Source organism: Planomicrobium stackebrandtii, assembly GCF_030814955.1.
In the GTDB taxonomy this organism is placed as follows: Bacteria; Bacillota; Bacilli; order Bacillales_A; family Planococcaceae; genus Planococcus; species Planococcus stackebrandtii.
Window position 1 is genome coordinate 225,146 of sequence record NZ_JAUSWB010000002.1, and the last position, 18,985, is coordinate 244,130.

Below are 18,985 nucleotides of genomic sequence, written 5' to 3' on the forward strand. Positions count from 1 at the left end.
ATGATCAAAATGACCGATATCTCCAAATCATTCAGCGGCAATAAAGTTTTAAAAAACGTTCACTTCACGTTAGAAAAGGGCGAAATTCATGCCCTTATGGGTGAAAATGGTGCAGGGAAATCGACTTTGATGAAAGTCATGTCTGGAATCTATACACGGGATTCTGGGACCATCGAAGTGAAAGGCCAAAAAGTCGATTTCACTTCTCCGAAGCAAGCAGAAGAAGCAGGCATTGCAGTCATTCATCAGGAACTGAATATACTGCCTCACTTATCGATTGCTGATAACTTATTTCTCGGACGTGAAGAGACAATTGGGCGCACAGGGATACTGAAAACTAAGCAAATGGAAAAAAAGACACGCCAAATTCTATTGGATCTTGGACTGGATGTAAATCCTTCTGAACCGGCAAGCACCCTGTCAGTCGGAAAACAGCAAATCGTTGAAATTGCCAAAGCGATTTCGGTGGATGCGGAAGTGATTATCATGGATGAACCGACTGCGGCCTTAACAGACCGGGAAATTGACAGCTTGTTCAAGACCATACGCGAACTTCAGAAACGCGGTGTTTCCTTCATTTACATTTCTCACCGGATGGAGGAGATTTTCTCTTTATGCGATCGGATTACAATTTTGCGCGATGGCGAATTTGTGGGAGAGCGCAAAATCAGTGAAACTTCCTTTGATGAAATTGTTCAGATGATGGTCGGCCGTGAACTTGGAGATCGTTTCCCAGAACGGAAATCAACGATGGGCGAAATCAAACTGGCTGTTAAAGGATTAAACCGGAAAGATTGCTTCGAGGACATTTCTTTTGAACTTCGAAGAGGCGAGGTGCTGTCGATTGCAGGTCTAATGGGTGCTGGCCGGACAGAAGTGGCACAGTCGTTGTTCGGTTATAAGAAGTTGAATGGCGGCACAATTGAATTTGACGGCAAGCAAGTTAAAATCGATACGCCGAGAAAAGCCAAGGAAATGGGCATCGGCTATGTAACGGAAGATCGTAAATCAGAAGGTTTGGTTGTCGATTTTACGGTAGAAGAAAATGTCAGCATGACCAACTTCGCTGCCATTTCTAAAAATGGATTGATTTCCAAGGATAAAGAACGCAAGCTTTATGACACTATGGTCAAACGGCTGGGTATTCGAACATCTGGACCTGACCAAGCAGCAAAATCTTTAAGCGGCGGCAATCAGCAAAAAGTGGTCATCGCGAAATGGCTGGGCATTGAACCGGAACTTTTGATATTGGATGAACCGACACGCGGAGTTGATGTCGGAGCGAAAAAAGAAATTTATTCGATCATCAATGAGCTGGCTGAACGTGGCGTTGCCATTCTGATGATATCGTCCGAACTGCCGGAAGTGATTGGCATGGCTGATCGTGTATTGGTGATGCATGAAGGGAAAATAACAGCTGATTTGCCGAAAGAAGAAATGACACAGGAACGAATTATGCATTTTGCTACAGGAGGTGGAAAACTTGCAATTGAAAACCAATAATCAATCATTGCTTCAGAAGATTGCCCCGTTTATCGGCTTGATCTTGATCATCGTGATTATTACTATTTTAAATCCAGGCTTTTTATCCGTATCCAATTTGATGAACGTACTCCGGCAGGTTTCCATCAACGCTTTGATTGCCTTCGGAATGACCTTTGTTATTTTGACAGGAGGCATTGATTTATCAGTCGGGGCAACGCTTGCGCTGACGGGAGCTGTAACAGCCGGAATGATGGCAAGCGGAATCGATCCTATTTTTGCGATGCTGTTGGGACTCTTGCTTGGAGCTGTGCTGGGAGCAATTAACGGGATCATCATCGCAAAAGGAAAAGTAGCACCATTTATCGCAACATTGGCAACGATGACCATTTATCGAGGGTTGACTCTCGTCTACACTGACGGACGGCCAATTTCCGGATTGGGCGATAGCCTGACGTTCCAGATGCTCGGCAAAGGATATTTCCTTGGAATTCCAATTCCGGTAGTGACCATGATTGCCAGTTTCGGAATATTGTACTTCATTTTGAAAAAGACAACCTTTGGTCGCCGGGTCTATGCGATAGGCGGCAATGAAGAAGCGTCGATCCTATCGGGAATCAATGCAGATCGTATCAAGATTTATGTCTACTCGCTGCTCGGATTATTGGCGGCATTGGCATCGCTGATTTTAACGTCCCGCCTAAATTCGGCCCAGCCAACTGCGGGTGAAATGTTTGAACTCGATGCGATTGCGGCAGTTGTCCTGGGAGGCACGAGCCTTACTGGTGGCCGTGGGTGGATTGTCGGTACGTTAATCGGCGCATTGATCATAGGGGTACTGAATAATGGTTTGAACTTAATCGGGGTTCCGTCCTTTTTCCAGCAAGTGGTGAAGGGTGCAGTCATATTATTAGCGGTTCTTCTGGACCGTAAAAAAACAACATAAGGGGTGCAGGAAAATGAAAAAAATGCAATTGGGGTTCATGGTATTGGCAATGACAAGTTTGGCAGCGTGTTCGATGGAAGCTCCAGGGTCAAGTTCTGAAGAGGAAAGCACCAATGGCGGCGAAGCGGGCGGAGATTATACAATCGGTTTTTCAGTTTCGACATTGAACAACCCTTTCTTCGTTACATTGAATGAAGGCGCTGAAGCGAAAGCTGCAGAGCTGGGCGCTGATCTAACGGTAGTAGATGCACAGGACAATGCTTCAAAGCAGGCAAGCGATATAGAAGATTTGATTCAGCAGGAAGTGGATTTGATCATGATCAATCCTGTCGATTCTGAAGCAGTTGCGGCGGCTGTAGAATCAGCCAATGCTGCAAGCATTCCAGTCATTACAGTAGACCGTAGTGCGGCAGGAGGCGAAGTGGTTTCCCATATCGCATCTGACAACATTGCAGGCGGTGAGATGGCAGGAGAACACTTGGTTTCAATCGTGGGTGAAGGGGCACAAGTTGCAGAGCTGGAAGGCGTACCAGGATCTTCCGCTGCACGTGAACGTGGAGAAGGCTTTAATACTATTGCTGCTGATAGCCTGGATGTTGTGGCTAAGCAAACTGCGAACTTTAACCGTGCAGAAGGCTTGTCGGTTATGGAAAATATTCTTCAAGCTAATCCTGACATTACGGGAGTCTTTGCTCATAACGATGAAATGGCCCTAGGAGCTCTTGAAGCAATCGAAGCTTCTGGAAAAGATATTACTGTTGTCGGATTTGATGCCACTGACGATGCTGTCCAAGCTGTAGAAGATGGGCGTCTCGGTGGGACGATTGCACAAAAACCTGAAATGATCGGAGAAATGGCTGTTGAAACAGCAGTCCAATCACTTGATGGAGAAGAAGTTGAAGCTTCAATTCCGGTAGAATTGGAATTAATCCAGTAAGAAATCAACAAAAAGTGTGCGCTATTCATAAACTAGACCGTAAATTACTTGAGTAATCGAGTAGTTTACGGTTTTTAAACTTACACTGGAGAAGAATGAACCAAACCGCTGCAGTGGAATATTTCTTTTTCTGTTATACTGTTGTCAAAAGCAGGAACAGGGGGCCAGCATATGAAGGATGTATGGACAGTGAAGTATGGTGAACACACAATCCGAGTCGTCAATACATGGACCAATGAAAAACTGTTTGTGGACGGAGTTTTGCAGGATGAACAAGTTGGGTTGCATTTTTCTTCCCGTTTGTTTGGAAAAGTGAAAAATGAAGCTGATGAATACGAAGAAATTAAGGTATCGGTCGGGTCGTGCTTCTGCACAATGCAATGCCGGATTTTTGTAGGGGACAGCCTAATTTATACGACAGAACTGCAGACTGGTGGATAAGTTCGAAATATGGAAGTCTTAAAAAACACTTGAATAATTAGTGGGCTCACCGGAAAATTAAATTTTCTGCTGAGCTTTTTTTATGGAAATGTATAGGTGCATAGAGCTAACAAGAAGGATTAAACGTTTTTTCTATGTATATAAAATGGATAATATTCCTATAAGTATAAGAAAATTCTATGTGTAAAGTTCTAACTTTAAAATTAACTGAAAATTTAGCTTCGCATTATGATACATTCTTTAACATATCAAGGGACGGGGGGATGGATTAATGGCAAGAAGCAAATTTTTTAAATGGACCGCATTTCTTATACTGACAGGGCTATTGGCAATTTTACCGATGCACTTCTCTAAACACGAAGCAACAGTAGGTGCAGACGATGAATACGCATCTTTGGTCAATGAAATAAACCAGATTCTCCAGGACGAACGGCTCGATGGAGCTTTAGCTGGTGTCAGCATACGAGAAGCAGATTCGGGGGAAAAAATATACGATCATATTGGAACTACCCGATTGGTTCCGGCATCGAATATGAAGCTCTTTACAGCTGCCGCAGCTTTTGAAACCTTAGGTGAAGATTATCGGTTCACCACAGAAGTACATACGGATGGAACAGTTAAAGGGAAAATGCTCCATGGCAATCTTTATTTGAAAGGAAAAGGAGATCCGACTTTGCTGCAGGAAGATTTCGAACAGTTTGCGCTGGCACTCAAAAGCCAGGGAATTAAAAAAATCAAAGGCGATCTGATCGGTGACGATACTTGGTATGACGATGTCCGTCTTTCAGAAGACATTACTTGGCAGGATGAAGTGTATTATTACGGTGCTCAGGTTTCCGCATTAACTGCATCGCCTAACGAAGATTACGATGCAGGATCCGTTATTGTCGAAGTAAACCCGGGTGATTTAGCCGGTGCAGAGCCCAAAGTATCGCTGACGCCGCAAACGGACTACGTAACCATTGTAAATCATGCGAAAACAGTAGCGGCAGAACAGCCAAAAACTGTTTCCATCAGCCGTGAACATGGAACAAACCAAATTGTGATTGAAGGAAATATACCTGTCGAAGGTTCACGTACCCGTGAATGGATTGCTGTTGACGAACCGTCGGGCTATGCACTCGATTTGTTTGAAAATGCTTTGATTGCCCAAGGAATTGAATGGGCTGGAAAGCATTCGGTGACAATGGGAGAAACACCTGCAGACAGTACGCTGCTGCTGGAGCATGAATCGATGACGCTGTCAGAGTTTTCGATTCCTTTTATGAAGCTTAGCAATAACGGCCATGGGGAAGTGCTAACTAAGGAAATGGGACGGGTCGTTCAAGGAACAGGAAGCTGGGAAGCGGGTCTGGAAGTGATGGAGAATGTCGCTGGTGAGCTTGGCGTTAATACGGAGACGATCTTGCTGCGTGATGGTTCAGGAATGTCACATGTGAACTTGATTCCAGTGAACGAAGTATCTCAATTGCTGTTTGGCGCACAGAACAAATCCTGGTTTGACAGCTACTTGAATGCCCTCCCGGTAGCAGGGGCTCCAGAACGGTTTGTTGGAGGCACATTGCGGAATCGGATGAAAGAAACCGCGGCACAGCAAAACGTCAAAGCAAAAACAGGCACTTTGACTGCAGTATCAGCGTTGTCAGGCTACGCCACAACAAAAGATGGCAAGCCGCTGATTTTTTCTATTATCATAAACAATGATTTATCTACAGTTACGCCAATTGAAGATGCGATTGCCACGGCGATTGCAGAATGGGATGCGGAATAGCAACATTACTGCGGAAGGCTTTGGGGTTTTCCGTTTTTTCTGTGAGATTCAGCTTTGATAGTTAATGTGCGCTGGCATTTCGTCAGAACTTTCTGTATGTTTACTATATACAATTTTTACAAACTGGAGGTTATACATAAATGAAACCAATCATTGGCCTTACGGCGTCTCTGGAATTGGGACGTGATGAATACGGCATTCAACTAGCCGATACAGAAGCAATTTTGGCAGCGGGCGGTTTGCCGATCATGCTCCCGCATGTATTGGAAAAAACAGATATTGATGAAATTGCTGAGCATATCGATGGACTATTTTTAGCAGGCGGATATGACATCGATCCAACTTTGTTCGATGAAGAGCCCCACCCAAATCTTGGTGTAATCATCCCGTCCCGCGATGCATTTGAAGTGGCTCTGGCAAAAAAAGTGCTGGATTTAAACAAACCGATTCTTGGTGTGTGCCGCGGAGCGCAGATTTTGAATATTGCCGTCGGAGGCGATATGTATCAGGATATTACCGCACAAACAACAGGAAAATTGCTTCAGCATCAACAAAGAGCACCAAAATTCCATGGCTCCCATTTTATTGACGCAACGGAAGGGTCGCTGCTGCACCGCCTAAGCGGACTGCGGCGTCTGAAAGTAAACAGCCGTCACCATCAGGCGAACCGGCATGTGCCGGAGCCATTTATCGTCAGTGGAGTATCAAGTGATGGCATCGTGGAAGCTATTGAAAGCACGCAGCACCACTTTGCTTTAGGGGTCCAATGGCATCCTGAAAACATGGCGAAAGCAGGAGATGCGGCATCGATTGGAATATTTGCCGGATTTATCGAGGCGTGCCGAGAAGAAGGGGATGACTAAATGAAAGTGTTTGATACACATTGTGATGCTTTGCTGAAGCTGCAAGTAGCGAAACGAAATGCGTTATTCAAAGGGGAATTGTTGGACTACCGAAAGTCGAATGAGCTGGAAACCAATTTCGAACGGCTGCAGGCTGGAGGCGTGAAAGTGCAATTTTTTGCTATCTTTATTCATCCGGAATTTCCGTCTGATGAAAAATGGCAGCATGCACTGGAGCAAGTGGATTTATTCTACAGCGAAATCCTGGAGAAAAATCCTTTGATGAAACATATTAAGAACTGGCAGGATATTGATTTATTAAAGCCTGATGAAATTGGAGCTGTTTTAACGTTAGAGGGAGCTGATGCTTTCGGCAATGACTTGGCAAAGCTTCGCCACCTTTATCGTTTGGGTGTGTTGTCGATCGGGTTGACCTGGAACAACGCCAACCTCTGTGCTGATGGTGTCGGCGATCCTAGAGGTGCGGGTTTAACGGTGCTGGGGAAAGAAGTGGTTCGCTTAAATAACGAACATCATGTATTCACCGATGTTTCCCATCTGTCCGTCAACGGATTTTGGGATGTCATGGAGCTTGCAAAATACCCGATTGCCAGCCACTCCAATGCGCGTGCGCTTTGCGACCACCCCCGAAATCTCAATGATCAGCAAATACAGGCAATGTTCTCAAAAGAGGGAATGATCGACGTGGTGTTTTGCCCGCAATTTATCAATAAAGACAGTGAACAGGCGTCCATCACGGATTTGATTCGTCATATCGATCATTTTTGTTCGCTAGGCGGTATCCGTCAAATCGGCATCGGATCGGACTTTGATGGGATATCCTCGCATATAGCAGGACTTGGAAATGCTTCCGAATTTCCGAATTTAATCAATGAGCTGCAGAAACATTATACGGAAGCGGAAGTGGAAGGGTTTGCGCATCGCAACTTCCTGGAACACCGCCCTGGAATGTAAATGAGGAGAGAAAGTATGGACAAGACACCAAAACAGAAAGTAAAAGAAGTATTTGGTAAAAATGCGGATAAATACGTAACCAGCGACAGCCACGCCAAGGGGGACGATTTGTCCTTGCTCGTTGAATGGCTCCAACCGGAAAATACATGGACTGTGCTGGATATTGCAACAGGTGGAGGGCATGTGACCAAAACACTGGCTCCTCATGCAGGAACGGTGTTTTCCACAGATCTGACAGAGGAGATGCTGGAAAATACGGCAAAGCATTTGCGAGACAGCTTCGATAACATTCACTACGTGGTGGCCGATGCCGAAGCACTGCCTTTTTTGAAGGAAACCTTTGATGCAGCCATTTGCCGAATCGCACCTCACCATTTTCCCAATCCGGAACGGTTTATTGCAGAAATGTCGCGCGTCTTAAAGAAGGGCGGCCGTTTTGTCCTGATTGACAATGTCGCTCCTGCTGATTCTGAGCTGGCGCAATTTATGAATACAACGGAAAAACTTCGGGATGACAGCCATTCGAGATGCCTGTCAAAAGAGGAATGGAAAATGCTGCTGGAAGAGAACGGAATGGTGGAACGGAAGTCGGCGGATCGCCGGAAAACGTTCGACTATCCATCGTGGGTAGAACGCACAACCGAGAGCAAAGAGCAGATAGAACGGGTTTCTAGGCATCTGCTCAACAGTAATGAAAAAACTGCTGACTATTTCTCAATAGAAGTTCAGGATGGAAAAGTCCAAACCTTCACAATTGATGAATGGATGGCGTTATATGAAAAAGCTGATTGATTAATGCATAGAAGACTAAAAAGCCCCTCACCAATTTGGTGAAGGGGCTTGCGTGTTTAATAGTTGTTCATAGATGACTCTGTGTTTTTCGCCTCTTTTTGGTTCGCTTCGCTTTGTGCAACAGGATCAGAAGAAGCTCCTGCTTTCGCATTTCTTCTTCTGTGGAGAATGGCATTGATTTCAGCACCAATCACCAGAATCAGGCCGGTCAAGAAGAACCAAAGCATTAGAACAATAAGTCCTCCGAGACTGCCATATGTAGCAGAATAGCTGCCGAAATTAGCAACGTAAATCGAGAATCCAAATGATACGACCTGCCATAAGACGGTTGCAATTACCGCACCGACAATAACTTCCTTGAACGGGAAATGCTTATCGGGAGCAAATTTGTACATGAATGCCAAAACGATGCTCATGACTGCAATGGAAATGACCCAACGCAAGATTTGGAAAATGATTTCCGTCTGCTCAGGAAGATTCAAGGTTGTTTTGATCAAGTCGATAATGGTACCGCCGAAAATCGGCAAAACGAGCGCGACGATGACAGCAACTAACATACCAAGCGTTAAAACAATAGCTGTTGCTTTCAATTTGATGAATGAACGAGTTTCTTCGACACCGTATGCTTGGTTAGTGGCATTGATAAAAGCGGTCAACGCGTTGGAAGCCGACCAAAGCGTACCCAAAATACCAAATGTCAACAAACCGCCTGAAGGTGTAGTGACGACACTGACGATCGTATCCTCAAATGTAGAAGCTACTTCTCCCGGAAGAATGGTGCCGATAAAATCTACGGCCCTTTGTGGATCAATCTGTAGATAAGGCAAGATAGCCAGCAGCAGGATCAATAAAGGAACAATAGCTAAAAGATAGTAATAAGCTTGTGCTGCAGCTAGGGTCGTTGCATTATCTTTTTTGAATTCACTGCCAAGTTCTTTGGCAAAACCCATAGCTTTACTCATATAAAAACCTCCATTTCAAAATTATTTACTCTTTATATGCCCCGTTATGCATAGAGTTAATCCTAAAATGGAAAACTAAAGTCTATTTGGAAAACAACAGTGGTTTGTTTTGAGCAAAAAAAGAGTGCCAAATATAATGGCACTCTTTTTTATTAGGATTTTGGCAGCATATCACAAGCAACTTTTAGGATGTGATGATTTTCCATTTCAACAATGGACCATTGGCAGTCTTCCTTGACAACAAGGTCTCCAGTTTCGGCTTCAATCAGCTGGTGCTGGATCCAGCCAGCGATTGTATCTATGTCTTCACTATCCTCGAACTTAAAGCCAAAGCGTTCTTCCAAGTCTTTTAAGCGGACGCGTCCGCTTAAAAGGTAGCGCGAGTCGCTTTCCTTAATAATTTCCTCGTCCTCATCTTCGTCAAATTCATCGCGGATTTCCCCGACGATTTCTTCCAAAATATCTTCCATCGTGATCAATCCTGAAGTGCCGCCATATTCATCAATGACCAAGGCGATATGCGTGCGTTCTTGTTGCATTTTGACCAAGGCATTTTGAAGAGGTGTCGTTTCATGGAAGTAAGGAAGGTCATGTATAAGTTCGGACATTTCAAATTGACCATTGACTGCGTAATGCGTCAACACTTCTTTGGCATTGATAAAGCCGATCAGGTCGTCTTTATCGCCATCTTTCGCTATAGGATAGCGCGTAAAGCGGTGCTCACGGATTTCAGTCAAAAGTTTGCCATTCGACAAATCATCTGAAAAAGCAATCATCTGCGTGCGCGGAATCATGACGTCCTTGGCACTGCGCTCATCAAAGGCGAAAATATTTTGCATATACGACAACTCAGTTTGGTTGATTTCCCCACTCTGAAAGCTTTGGGCCATGATGATCTTCAGCTCTTCTTCTGAGTGCGCTTGGGTTTCTTTGGCTGGTTCTATACCAAAAACCCGCAATAGGATGCGAGCTGCCCCATTCAGAATAAAAATGAAAGGATACATGATTTTGCCAAACCAATACAGGAAAGGCGACAGCAAAAGTGTCATCCGTTCAGCAAACTGAAGCGCCAAAGATTTTGGTGCCATTTCCCCAATAACAACATGCAGGAACGTCACCAGCGAAAAAGCCAGAACAAATGAAATGATGGTAGATGCGGCAGAAGGAACATCGAGCCTTTCAAACAAAGGATGCAAAAGCCGTTCAACAGTCGGCTCACCCAACCAGCCCAAACCGAGGGCAGTAATGGTAATCCCGAGCTGACACGCTGACAGGTAATAATCAAGGTCACTGGTGATCTTTTTGACCAATACAGCTTTTTTATTGCCTTCATCGATCAATTGGTCGATGCGCGACATCCGGACTTTAACGACGGCAAATTCTGAGCCGACGAAAACAGCCGTTAACGCGATTAATAAGACGAGCAAGGCTAAATTCAATAAAAGTATGGGGTCCAATAAATTCCCTTAATTAAGGGATTCACCTCCGAAAGTATTGTTGGTGTTAAATTTACCATAATTTGACCCTGAAATATAGAGCAGAGCTTAGTGCTCAGCAATGATTTGGCGTGTAATTTCTTTTACATCGATGGCAGTATCTTCATTTATGACGTCATCAAGCATGACATTTTTAAAGTATCCAACACTTGCCGGCAATGGAAGATCCAGCAGTTTCGTTAAAGCTATCCGATACATGACGACAAATTCCTTGTCGGTATTGCCGCGCTTCAACTCAGCGAATGCTTCGTAGAATTGATCCAACTTATCTGCCATCTCAAGCAATCGTCCTTCGATGGTCGCATCTTTTCCTTCTTTCATGCGATTAAAAAACACTTCACGAAACTCTTCGGGGATTTCCCGAAGGATGAATTTCTCCATCATGCCTTCTTCTACTTTCGCTATCATTTCCTTCAATTCGGGTGAAGCATATTTGACGGGTGTTTTGATGTCGCCGATAAAGACTTCGGCAAAATCATGGTTAATGGTTTTTTCATATAATGATTTCCAGTCGATTTCACGGCCTTCACGTTCTTCGATGGTTGCAAAAAACATCGCGTACTGGCTTACTTTCCAAGAATGGGCTGCCACGTTATGTTCTTCAAACTTAAACATGCCAGGTGCCCGGATAATTCTTTCCAAATCATTCAGTGAAGTAAAAAAACGGTGAATGCCCATAGTGACGCCTCCATTTGAGTAAGTTAAACTAATCATGTAGTAATTATCAAAGTAGTTATCTTCAGCATACACGATTTTTAGTATAATAAAAATGACATTGATCCAGCACGATGGAGGAGAAGAAAAGCATGACTGGCAAGACTCACATCATAGGCGGCGTAGCAGCAAGCCTTGCATTTGCACAAATCACAAATTATGAACCGGCTATTTTGCTGGGAGCTGGAGTTATTGGTTCACTGATTCCCGATATATGCCATGGCAGCAGCAAAATCGGCCGGGCTCTGCCAATTCTTTCAAAGCTGATTAATGGCCTTTTTGGCCATCGGACGTTCACCCACAGCTTGCTATTTTTGGTTATTATTGCAGTACTGCTGCATAACTTCATGCCGATCGAAGCTGTATCGGCGGGATTGCTGGTAGGGATGGCAAGTCATATAGTATTGGACATGGCAACAAAAAGAGGCGTTAAACTGCTGTTTCCACTTAGGTGGAATGTTCGTTTTCCCTTGACCGCAACAACTGGAGGACCTTCAGAATACTTGGTTTTCGCACTCTTGTCGCTCTTTTCCGTTTATTTCGGATATGGTTTACTCTTTTCGCTGTAAACGTTTTACTCTGTGACAAAAGGGAAGTGTAAGAGTACACACTTAACTAGGAGGATTGATGGCATGTCTAAGAATGATTTTTCAAGGGATGCAAATCCGCAAAACAGCCAAAACCGACGCCAGCGTGAAGAGTTTGAAAGCATTGATCAGGAGTCAAGAGAAGACGGCAAAAAGATGGATAAAAAAGGCGCCCACAGCAATACAGGAGTCGGCGATGAACAAAATCAGATTGGCGAATCGGAAGAAAAGTAAGCAGTCTGTGTAAGAACCTTATTTAAATAAGGTTGCCTTTAAAGGATCGGAACTTTTAGTTCCGAGTCCTTTTTTAGTTGGTGTAAAAGAGGATGAATTACATAACTATAATAAATTGAACTAAAGAAACCACAGCGGATTAGATATAGAACGATTCTTAAGTTCAATATTATATAAAACAGTTGGCTTGTTAAACTGAACATAAACCGGTACACTAATAAAGGTAATTATTGAAAAATTCTTTTTTTTAAGTTAATGGAGGGATAAGATGATTTCAGCAACATGGAACTGGATGTGGGAAAAGCACGATCAGGCTAAAGATACATTCCGTCTTTTTACTAACCCAGGGGCCGGCATACCCGATGATCGCGATCGGGCAGAAGATGCAGGATCTTACGATGAACGCAAGAAAAACCGCAGTTACAACACCCCTCAGTTAATTGGCCTGTTTCTTGGTCCGCTACTTTTTGTACTAACCTTACTGTTCTTTAATCCTGATGGACTGCCTCCTGAAGCGAAAGCTATATTGGCCAGCACAATCTGGATTGCTACTTGGTGGATTACGGAAGCGATTCCGATTCCCGCAACATCGCTCTTGCCGATTATTCTGTTTCCAATGACTGGCGGCCTCGATGTAAGCGCTACAACTTCGTCATATGGCAACGATACAATTTTTCTCTTTATGGGCGGATTTATGATAGCCCTTACAATGGAAAAATGGAACCTACATAAACGAATCGCTCTAACGATCATTTCTTTAATAGGAACCAATACAGAGCGTATCATTCTCGGTTTCATGGTCGCTACTGGATTCCTATCGATGTGGATTTCCAACACGGCGACGGCGATGATGATGGTTCCAATCGGTTTGGCTATCATCTATCAAGTATCAGATGCACTGAAGGATGATCCTTCGATTGATACTTCAAAAGAGAATTTTGGCTTTGGTAAAGCCCTTATGCTTGGTATTGCTTATTCCGCTTCACTTGGCGGGATTGCTACTTTAATTGGAACACCGCCAAATACGCTGTTGGCAGGGGCGGTCAATGAAATTTACGGAATTGAAATTACTTTCGCACAGTGGATGATGTTTGGCGTGCCCTTGGCTTGGATTTTTATTTTAGTAGCTTGGGTCTATTTGGTAAAAGTCGCTTATCCTCAAAAATTGAAACATTTGCCTGGTGGCGGCGAAGTAATACGCCAGCAGAAAACAGACTTAGGTGCATCTTCATATGAAGAAAAAGCTGTCTTTGTGGTTTTTGTAGCTGTAGCATTAGCCTGGATCAGCCGTTCATTTGTTTTAGATGCTTTTGCGCCGAACTTGGAAGTGACCGATGCAATGGTTGGTTTAATCGCCGCTATGGTCCTGTTTATCATTCCTTCCAAAAACAAAAAAGGTGATCACTTGCTGGACTGGGCGACTGCCGTTAAGTTGCCTTGGGGGATCCTGCTGCTGTTTGGCGGCGGACTGGCCATCGCAGCCGGTTTTACAAATTCCGGCCTTTCTGAATGGATCGGCAATCAATTGATTGGATTACAGGGCGTTAATGTCCTTATCGTCGTTCTTGTAGTAGCTGCGCTTGTATTGTTCTTGACTGAAATCACGTCGAATACTGCAACTGCTTCAATGATGTTTCCAATCATGGCGTCCCTTGCGGTAGCTCTTAGCATCCATCCGTACGCGCTATTAGTCACTGCTGCAGTAGCGGCATCATGTGCATTCATGCTGCCGGTTGCTACACCTCCGAATGCTGTAGTCTTCGGATCAGGTTATTTAAGAATTGCAGATATGGCCAAAGCAGGATTGGCACTAAATATATTCGGTATTTTCTTTGTCGGACTTGCAGTGTACTACTTCCTGCCGCTTGTCTGGGGAATTGACTTGTTGTCGATCCCGCCAGAATTCCTTGAATAAAATTAAACAAGCAGCAAAAAGCAGGCTCACCTTCCGGTGGAGCCTGCTTTTTTTCTGTATAGAGTGACTGCCAGTATATAAAGAAGCGGTAAAATGGCGGTGAAAAGAACCAAGCCTGTCCAGCCAACAGAAGTCCATAAAGGGCTGAGCAACGAACTGCCCGCTGCCACGCCGATATAATACGATACCAAATACAAACTGGAAGCACTGCCTTTATGGTGGGTTGCCTGCTGGCCGACTGAGGCGGCGGTCAGAGAATGGGAAGTGAAAAAGCCAAGGCAAGTTACACAAAGGCCCACAACAATCATCCAAAGATACGGACTGAGTGTCATGAAAATTCCAGCCGACAAGATAAACACTCCTGCCAGGCGGACATTGCGCAAACCGAATTTTTCTGCTGCACGGCCAGCTAAAGGAGAACCAATGACACCAATGCCATAGGCGAAAAACAAATATGAGATTGCCTGCAGCGACATGGAGTATGGCGGTGCTTCCAAATAGAAAGGCAAGTAAGTCCACAGGCCGGTAAAGGAAATTTGCAAAACTACACCAAGGCCGAAGACGACGAGAAGTGCCGGATTTTTCAAGTGAATCAGGAATCCCTCGATGTCTTTTGCAAAACTTAGTTGGCTGGAATTGAAGTTTCGTGATGGCGGCAGCAGATAGACAACAGCGGCGAACAAAAGAAGCCCCGTTACAGCGAACGCATAAAAGGATATTTGCCAGGAAAAATGATCCGTCAGATATCCGGTTAAAAAGCGTCCAAGCATGCCGCCCAATGCATTGCTGGAAATATAAAGAGCGGTGGCATATGCGATATTCTTTCTGTCAACTTCCTCGCTGATATAGGCAAGGGCAGCAGCAGGAACGCCTGCCAAGGCAAAGCCTTGGATAAAACGGAGAATCAGCAGCACGGTAAAAGAGTCGGTCAGCGGAATGATGAAAAAAGGGACGGCTGAACCGAGCAAAGAATAGATGATATAGGACTTTCTGCCATTTCGATCTGAAAAAAAACCAAGAACGATCAAGCCCAGTATTAAACCGATGATGGTCAGTGACAACGACAGGCTGGCTGTAGAAACAGAAACCTGAAATTCGTCCACAAAAACAGGCAGCAGGGGCTGAACGGCATACATGTTTGCAAAAATAAACAAAGAGGCAAATAAGAGGCTAAGGATGATTTTCCAAAACTCGCGGTCTTTTACGGTATATCGCTGAGATTCCATAGGTCACGTCCAATCAATAATCACTTTCATCTTTAACCGGCAGCATGCCTTAAGCAGCACCGGCCAATGGAAAAGTTCATGTTGTCTCCATTTTAACATTAGAATCGGAGAATCTATATGGGACAAAGCAAAGATAAACATTCGGGAACTTCCGCCGGCCCATCCTCGTTGAATGTTATGACAGCATTAAAAAACCCGCATGCACACCGGCAGCGGGAAGAGCTTATATTTTCTTAAAGAAAGAAGCGATTTGTTTTTTCGTAGGTTCCTGCAGACGGTAGCGCAGTTCCTTGTTCTGAGTATTGACGATATGATATGCCGGATTTTCAGCAACAGTGAATTTCCAATGCGGTTTTGTGTTTTTCTTTTTGATTTGAAGTTCAGGAAGCATCATTTTTGTCGTGAAGCTTTCAAGTTTTGCCATTAAAAAGGTATCCATGTACCGTACGAGCAAAAAGCCTTGTTGACGTTCGGGATCGAACTTTGCCAAATTAAATTCACTGACATCAAATCCTTTTTCATATCGCTGAACAGACGGGGACAATACAAAACAATCTTCATTCATAAAGATAGTTGAGTTTCCTTGTTGTTTCAGCCCTAATTCTTCAACCAGAAAATCCTTGTTGACGAGACTCATTTCGCGTGCAGTAGCCATGTGATTCCTCCTAATATAACTCGTTGTTCTTCTATTATAACACTATTTAGCCATTTAAGGGACCTTAACGAATTTTCCACAGATTTTGAGTCTTAACGAGTGTAAAGGCTTAGGGCTATGGATTTAAAGGAATAAAGACAAGTGCTGAAAATTGTCGATCCTCCAATACCTAAGGTCTGGGAAAGCAATAGTTATGCCTCTTTTAGGAAACGGCAAATTATCTGAATCATTTCGGAGGCAAAGACAATAATTCGTAAGTAGTTAGAATTATCTGTTATATTTAGGGGGAGCAAGCCATTATTTAAAGGAGTGATTAGTGTGTGTGGAAGATATTCATTGTTCACAGATTACACGGTCTTAATCGAGCGATTTCATATTGAGGAAACCGCAATAAACGATGATGAGTATTCAGCAAACTATAATGTAGCGCCTTCCCAGCAGGTCGTGGCGGTCGTAAATGATGGAAACAAAAACCGCCTAGGCAAGCTCCGTTGGGGACTGATTCCCCCATGGGCAAAAGACGCCAAAATCGGCTATAAGATGATTAATGCCCGATCTGAAACAGCAGCAGAAAAACCAAGCTTCCGCAATGCCTTTAAAAAGAAACGCTGTTTAGTAGTGGCAGATTCTTTTTACGAATGGCAGCGTAAAGATGGAGAAAAGATTCCGATGCTCATCAAGATGAAGACCGGGGAGCCTTTTGCTTTTGCGGCGCTCTGGGAGTCGTGGCAGTCACCGGATGGCAAAACCGTCAATAGCTGCTCTATCCTAACGACTGGACCGAACGCCTTAATGGAATCGATCCATGATCGGATGCCGGTTATCCTGACAAAAGAAGGAGAAAGAATCTGGCTGGATCCTCGTGTAGAAGATATTGAAACACTGAAAGAATTGCTGAAGCCTTATAAAGCAGAAGATATGGAAGCCTACCAGGTGTCTGAAGAAGTCAATTCGCCAAAAAACAATAAGCCGGAGCTGATTGATAAAGTAGGTTAGCTCAGCTATAGGGGGAATTTACATGAAGAGCGGGTTGGTATTGGAAGGCGGCGGAATGCGCGGGGTTTATACCGGGGGCGTTCTTGAAAAGCTATTGGAAGAAGAGATATTTGTGGACTATGTAATTGGTGTTTCAGCCGGAGCCTGTAACGCCTCTTCTTATATTTCCAGGCAAAACGGCCGCAACCGGGAAGTGACAATCGGCTATGTCCATCATCCGGAGTACATCTCAGTAAAAAACTTGCTCGTTAGACGTGAACTTTTCGGGATGGATTTGATCTTCGATAAAATTCCGAACAGTTTGGTTCCTTTTGATTATGGCCGTTTTAATGATGCAACAGAAGAATTTGTAGTGGGTGCAACGGATTGCCTTACTGGTAGTGCGGTGTATTTTGAAAAGCCAAATCGGCCGGAAGATGTATTGGCCATTGTCAGGGCTTCGAGCTCTCTTCCGCTTATGTCGAGGCCCGTGGAATTCAACGGTAAGCTATTGATGGATGGAAGCATTGCAGATCCACTGCCAATCCGGAAAGCCTTGTCTGACGGAGTGACAAAACCGATAATCGTATTGACCAGAGAAAAAGGCTATCGGAAAAAGAAGAGCCGGTTTGCTAAAATCATGCCGGCATTTGTCCGCCAATACCCTGCAATCGCAAAGACCATGGAGAGCCGGCATCTGTATTACAATCAAACAATGGAGTTTATTGAACAATTGGAAAGCGAGGGCCTGGCTTTGGTAATACGACCGATGAACCTGTACAAAATTCGAGGCGTGGAACGGGATCCGATAAAGCTCGAAAACTTATATAATCAGGGCTATCAGGATGCTGCCGCCAAATTTGATGAACTGCTCTATTTTCTAAAGAAATAAATTTTGTGAACTTCCGGAATCGCATCGTGGTAAAGTTAGGATGAGGTGATGGATTATTATTTTCAAATTAGATCATCGGAACATGCAAATTGCCAAGGAAATTCAGCAAATTCAGCAGGCCGCTTACCGGGTAGAGGCTGAACTGATAAGATTTGATGGAATTCCGCAGCTTTATGAAACTCTTGCCGAAATTCAAAAGAGCAATGAAACATTTTTAGGTTACAGCGAAGGGCAATTACTGGGAATCATATCGTACCAAGTTAAAGGTGGAACCGTTGAGATCCATCGGCTTGTGGTAAGTCCTAATCATTTCCGAAAAGGCGTTGGCAAAAAACTGATGGAATATTTGCTTGAGAAGTTTAAAGAACATGACTTCACGGTCAGTACCGGCACTGCAAATAAACCGGCGACTGCTCTTTATAAAGCATTCGGTTTTCGGGAACAGGGCTTGCTTGAAGTGGCTCCGGGCGTCTATTGCACGCAATTTTACTTAAGCAATTAAAGCTGCTCATAAAGCAAAAAATGAACTTTAAAATAAAAGCATGAGGTGTATTCATGAAATTAGATCATATCGACCGCAAGATATTAGACTTGTTAACAATAAATGGCCGGATTTCGTATGTGGACATCGGCAAAGAACTAAATTTGTCGCGCGTGGCTATTCGGGAAAGAGTTCACCAATTAACAGAAGCTGGTGTTATAGAAAGCTTTACAGTTGTGATCAACAGCGAAAAAGTCGGCAAGAAAGTTTCTGGTTTTTTTGAAGTAGACTGCGAACCAGCTTCCTTGGTTGAAGTGGCTCAAACCTTGGCGGATAATCCCAGTGTAGCTAGCTGTTACCAGATGACAGGCCCATCCACCCTTCATATGCATGTATTGGTTGATGATTTTGCCGGTCTTGAAAAGTTTATAAACGAAGAGCTTTATGCTCTAGACGGCATCACAAGAGTTGAAAGCCATATTCTTCTGCGGCGATTCAAGAGCCGTACGGGGATGAAACTATAAAATTCTGCAGCTGTTCAGGCTGCAGAATTTTATTTATATGGGCAAAAAAATTTTTTGTAGGAATATTCTGTATTTTTTCGTTTCCATGTAGAAATATGTAAACGAATACTTTATAATCGAAAGTATTCGTCCTTTACT

Annotated in this window: 20 protein-coding genes; 15 read left to right on the top strand and 5 right to left on the bottom strand. The window is 43.9% G+C overall.

The features are described 5' to 3' along the window. From QOZ98_RS04690 to QOZ98_RS04725, 8 genes are all read left to right on the top strand, one after another. Nucleotides 1-1,503, top strand: a complete 1,503-nt coding sequence (locus QOZ98_RS04690) for a sugar ABC transporter ATP-binding protein (RefSeq protein WP_308786343.1) — start codon at nt 1-3, stop codon at nt 1,501-1,503. Continuing rightward, nucleotides 1,484-2,428 (top strand): ABC transporter permease subunit, encoded by a 945-nt coding sequence (locus tag QOZ98_RS04695; RefSeq protein WP_308786344.1) that lies wholly within the window; start codon nt 1,484-1,486, stop codon nt 2,426-2,428. The genes QOZ98_RS04690 and QOZ98_RS04695 overlap by 20 nt, the downstream gene beginning before the upstream one ends. 13 nt (nt 2,429-2,441) lie before the next feature. Beyond that, the gene (gene rbsB / locus QOZ98_RS04700; protein ID WP_308786345.1) at nt 2,442-3,365 is read left to right on the top strand and encodes a ribose ABC transporter substrate-binding protein RbsB; all 924 of its coding nucleotides are present in this window, start codon (nt 2,442-2,444) and stop codon (nt 3,363-3,365) included. A gap of 171 nt (nt 3,366-3,536) precedes the next feature. Beyond that, nucleotides 3,537-3,806 carry a hypothetical protein gene (locus QOZ98_RS04705; RefSeq protein WP_308786346.1) on the top strand — a complete coding sequence of 90 codons (270 nt, stop codon included), beginning with the start codon at nt 3,537-3,539 and terminating at the stop codon, nt 3,804-3,806. Between the two features lie 271 nt (nt 3,807-4,077). Then, complete coding sequence (dacB, locus tag QOZ98_RS04710; protein WP_308786347.1) at nt 4,078-5,577, top strand: D-alanyl-D-alanine carboxypeptidase/D-alanyl-D-alanine endopeptidase; 1,500 nt, start codon at nt 4,078-4,080, stop codon at nt 5,575-5,577. 140 nt (nt 5,578-5,717) lie between these two features. Next, entirely contained in the window at nt 5,718-6,440 is a 723-nt protein-coding gene (locus QOZ98_RS04715) for a gamma-glutamyl-gamma-aminobutyrate hydrolase family protein (protein WP_308786348.1), read from the top strand. Continuing rightward, nucleotides 6,441-7,394 carry a dipeptidase gene (locus tag QOZ98_RS04720; RefSeq protein ID WP_308786349.1) on the top strand — a complete coding sequence of 318 codons (954 nt, stop codon included), beginning with the start codon at nt 6,441-6,443 and terminating at the stop codon, nt 7,392-7,394. It begins immediately after the preceding gene. A gap of 15 nt (nt 7,395-7,409) precedes the next feature. Beyond that, the gene (locus tag QOZ98_RS04725) at nt 7,410-8,186 is read left to right on the top strand and encodes a class I SAM-dependent methyltransferase (RefSeq protein ID WP_308786350.1); all 777 of its coding nucleotides are present in this window, start codon (nt 7,410-7,412) and stop codon (nt 8,184-8,186) included. A gap of 56 nt (nt 8,187-8,242) precedes the next feature. Here QOZ98_RS04725 and QOZ98_RS04730 read toward each other — a convergent pair whose 3' ends face one another. The 3 genes from QOZ98_RS04730 to QOZ98_RS04740 all read right to left on the bottom strand — a co-directional run bounded on the left by QOZ98_RS04730 (nt 8,243) and on the right by QOZ98_RS04740 (nt 11,322). After that, nucleotides 8,243-9,148, bottom strand: coding sequence for a YihY/virulence factor BrkB family protein (locus QOZ98_RS04730; protein ID WP_308786351.1), 906 nt, complete (start codon nt 9,146-9,148; stop codon nt 8,243-8,245). Nucleotides 9,149-9,300: 152 nt separating this feature from the next. Beyond that, on the bottom strand, nt 9,301-10,605 hold the full coding sequence (locus QOZ98_RS04735; RefSeq protein WP_308786352.1) for a hemolysin family protein: 1,305 nt from the start codon (nt 10,603-10,605) through the stop codon (nt 9,301-9,303). An 87-nt stretch (nt 10,606-10,692) separates the two neighbouring features. Further along, entirely contained in the window at nt 10,693-11,322 is a 630-nt protein-coding gene (locus tag QOZ98_RS04740) for an HD domain-containing protein (RefSeq protein ID WP_142826969.1), read from the bottom strand. Between the two features lie 128 nt (nt 11,323-11,450). Between QOZ98_RS04740 and QOZ98_RS04745 the strand changes: the two genes are divergently transcribed. The 3 genes from QOZ98_RS04745 to QOZ98_RS04755 all read left to right on the top strand — a co-directional run bounded on the left by QOZ98_RS04745 (nt 11,451) and on the right by QOZ98_RS04755 (nt 14,094). Next, a complete protein-coding gene (locus tag QOZ98_RS04745; protein WP_308786353.1) occupies nt 11,451-11,927 on the top strand; it encodes a metal-dependent hydrolase in 477 nt (158 codons plus the stop codon). A 63-nt stretch (nt 11,928-11,990) separates the two neighbouring features. Continuing rightward, on the top strand, nt 11,991-12,179 hold the full coding sequence (locus QOZ98_RS04750) for a hypothetical protein (RefSeq protein ID WP_308786354.1): 189 nt from the start codon (nt 11,991-11,993) through the stop codon (nt 12,177-12,179). 268 nt (nt 12,180-12,447) lie between these two features. Then, on the top strand, nt 12,448-14,094 hold the full coding sequence (locus QOZ98_RS04755; RefSeq protein WP_308786355.1) for an SLC13 family permease: 1,647 nt from the start codon (nt 12,448-12,450) through the stop codon (nt 14,092-14,094). Between the two features lie 26 nt (nt 14,095-14,120). On the opposite strand, the gene QOZ98_RS04760 is transcribed toward QOZ98_RS04755, so the two are convergent. Together QOZ98_RS04760 and QOZ98_RS04765 are read right to left on the bottom strand one after the other, a co-directional pair. Beyond that, nucleotides 14,121-15,320 (bottom strand): MFS transporter, encoded by a 1,200-nt coding sequence (locus QOZ98_RS04760; protein WP_308786356.1) that lies wholly within the window; start codon nt 15,318-15,320, stop codon nt 14,121-14,123. Between the two features lie 223 nt (nt 15,321-15,543). Then, nucleotides 15,544-15,975 (bottom strand): hypothetical protein, encoded by a 432-nt coding sequence (locus tag QOZ98_RS04765; protein ID WP_142826974.1) that lies wholly within the window; start codon nt 15,973-15,975, stop codon nt 15,544-15,546. A 318-nt stretch (nt 15,976-16,293) separates the two neighbouring features. Here QOZ98_RS04765 and QOZ98_RS04770 point away from each other — a divergent pair, with 318 nt between their 5' ends. The 4 genes from QOZ98_RS04770 to QOZ98_RS04785 all read left to right on the top strand — a co-directional run bounded on the left by QOZ98_RS04770 (nt 16,294) and on the right by QOZ98_RS04785 (nt 18,847). Then, nucleotides 16,294-16,971, top strand: coding sequence for an SOS response-associated peptidase (locus QOZ98_RS04770; RefSeq protein ID WP_308786357.1), 678 nt, complete (start codon nt 16,294-16,296; stop codon nt 16,969-16,971). Nucleotides 16,972-16,993: 22 nt separating this feature from the next. Further along, the gene (locus QOZ98_RS04775; protein ID WP_308786358.1) at nt 16,994-17,842 is read left to right on the top strand and encodes a patatin-like phospholipase family protein; all 849 of its coding nucleotides are present in this window, start codon (nt 16,994-16,996) and stop codon (nt 17,840-17,842) included. Nucleotides 17,843-17,924: 82 nt separating this feature from the next. Continuing rightward, nucleotides 17,925-18,344, top strand: a complete 420-nt coding sequence (locus QOZ98_RS04780) for a GNAT family N-acetyltransferase (RefSeq protein ID WP_308786359.1) — start codon at nt 17,925-17,927, stop codon at nt 18,342-18,344. Between the two features lie 53 nt (nt 18,345-18,397). Beyond that, nucleotides 18,398-18,847, top strand: coding sequence for an Lrp/AsnC family transcriptional regulator (locus QOZ98_RS04785; RefSeq protein ID WP_308786360.1), 450 nt, complete (start codon nt 18,398-18,400; stop codon nt 18,845-18,847). The last annotated feature ends 138 nt before the right edge of the window (nt 18,848-18,985 follow it).

What these genes read in the sequence shown, in the direction of transcription:
- QOZ98_RS04750 (WP_308786354.1), top strand. Translation starts at nt 11,991, where the DNA reads ATGTCTAAGAATGATTTTTCAAGGGATGCAAATCCGCAAAACAGCCAA.
- QOZ98_RS04720 (WP_308786349.1), top strand. Translation starts at nt 6,441, where the DNA reads ATGAAAGTGTTTGATACACATTGTGATGCTTTGCTGAAGCTGCAAGTA.
- QOZ98_RS04775 (WP_308786358.1), top strand. Translation starts at nt 16,994, where the DNA reads ATGAAGAGCGGGTTGGTATTGGAAGGCGGCGGAATGCGCGGGGTTTAT.
- dacB (WP_308786347.1), top strand. Translation starts at nt 4,078, where the DNA reads ATGGCAAGAAGCAAATTTTTTAAATGGACCGCATTTCTTATACTGACA.
- QOZ98_RS04725 (WP_308786350.1), top strand. Translation starts at nt 7,410, where the DNA reads ATGGACAAGACACCAAAACAGAAAGTAAAAGAAGTATTTGGTAAAAAT.
- QOZ98_RS04755 (WP_308786355.1), top strand. Translation starts at nt 12,448, where the DNA reads ATGATTTCAGCAACATGGAACTGGATGTGGGAAAAGCACGATCAGGCT.
- QOZ98_RS04760 (WP_308786356.1), bottom strand. Translation starts at nt 15,320, where the DNA reads ATGGAATCTCAGCGATATACCGTAAAAGACCGCGAGTTTTGGAAAATC.
- QOZ98_RS04740 (WP_142826969.1), bottom strand. Translation starts at nt 11,322, where the DNA reads ATGGGCATTCACCGTTTTTTTACTTCACTGAATGATTTGGAAAGAATT.
- QOZ98_RS04765 (WP_142826974.1), bottom strand. Translation starts at nt 15,975, where the DNA reads ATGGCTACTGCACGCGAAATGAGTCTCGTCAACAAGGATTTTCTGGTT.
- QOZ98_RS04780 (WP_308786359.1), top strand. Translation starts at nt 17,925, where the DNA reads ATGCAAATTGCCAAGGAAATTCAGCAAATTCAGCAGGCCGCTTACCGG.
- rbsB (WP_308786345.1), top strand. Translation starts at nt 2,442, where the DNA reads ATGAAAAAAATGCAATTGGGGTTCATGGTATTGGCAATGACAAGTTTG.
- QOZ98_RS04705 (WP_308786346.1), top strand. Translation starts at nt 3,537, where the DNA reads ATGAAGGATGTATGGACAGTGAAGTATGGTGAACACACAATCCGAGTC.
- QOZ98_RS04690 (WP_308786343.1), top strand. Translation starts at nt 1, where the DNA reads ATGATCAAAATGACCGATATCTCCAAATCATTCAGCGGCAATAAAGTT.
- QOZ98_RS04785 (WP_308786360.1), top strand. Translation starts at nt 18,398, where the DNA reads ATGAAATTAGATCATATCGACCGCAAGATATTAGACTTGTTAACAATA.
- QOZ98_RS04745 (WP_308786353.1), top strand. Translation starts at nt 11,451, where the DNA reads ATGACTGGCAAGACTCACATCATAGGCGGCGTAGCAGCAAGCCTTGCA.
- QOZ98_RS04715 (WP_308786348.1), top strand. Translation starts at nt 5,718, where the DNA reads ATGAAACCAATCATTGGCCTTACGGCGTCTCTGGAATTGGGACGTGAT.
- QOZ98_RS04730 (WP_308786351.1), bottom strand. Translation starts at nt 9,148, where the DNA reads ATGAGTAAAGCTATGGGTTTTGCCAAAGAACTTGGCAGTGAATTCAAA.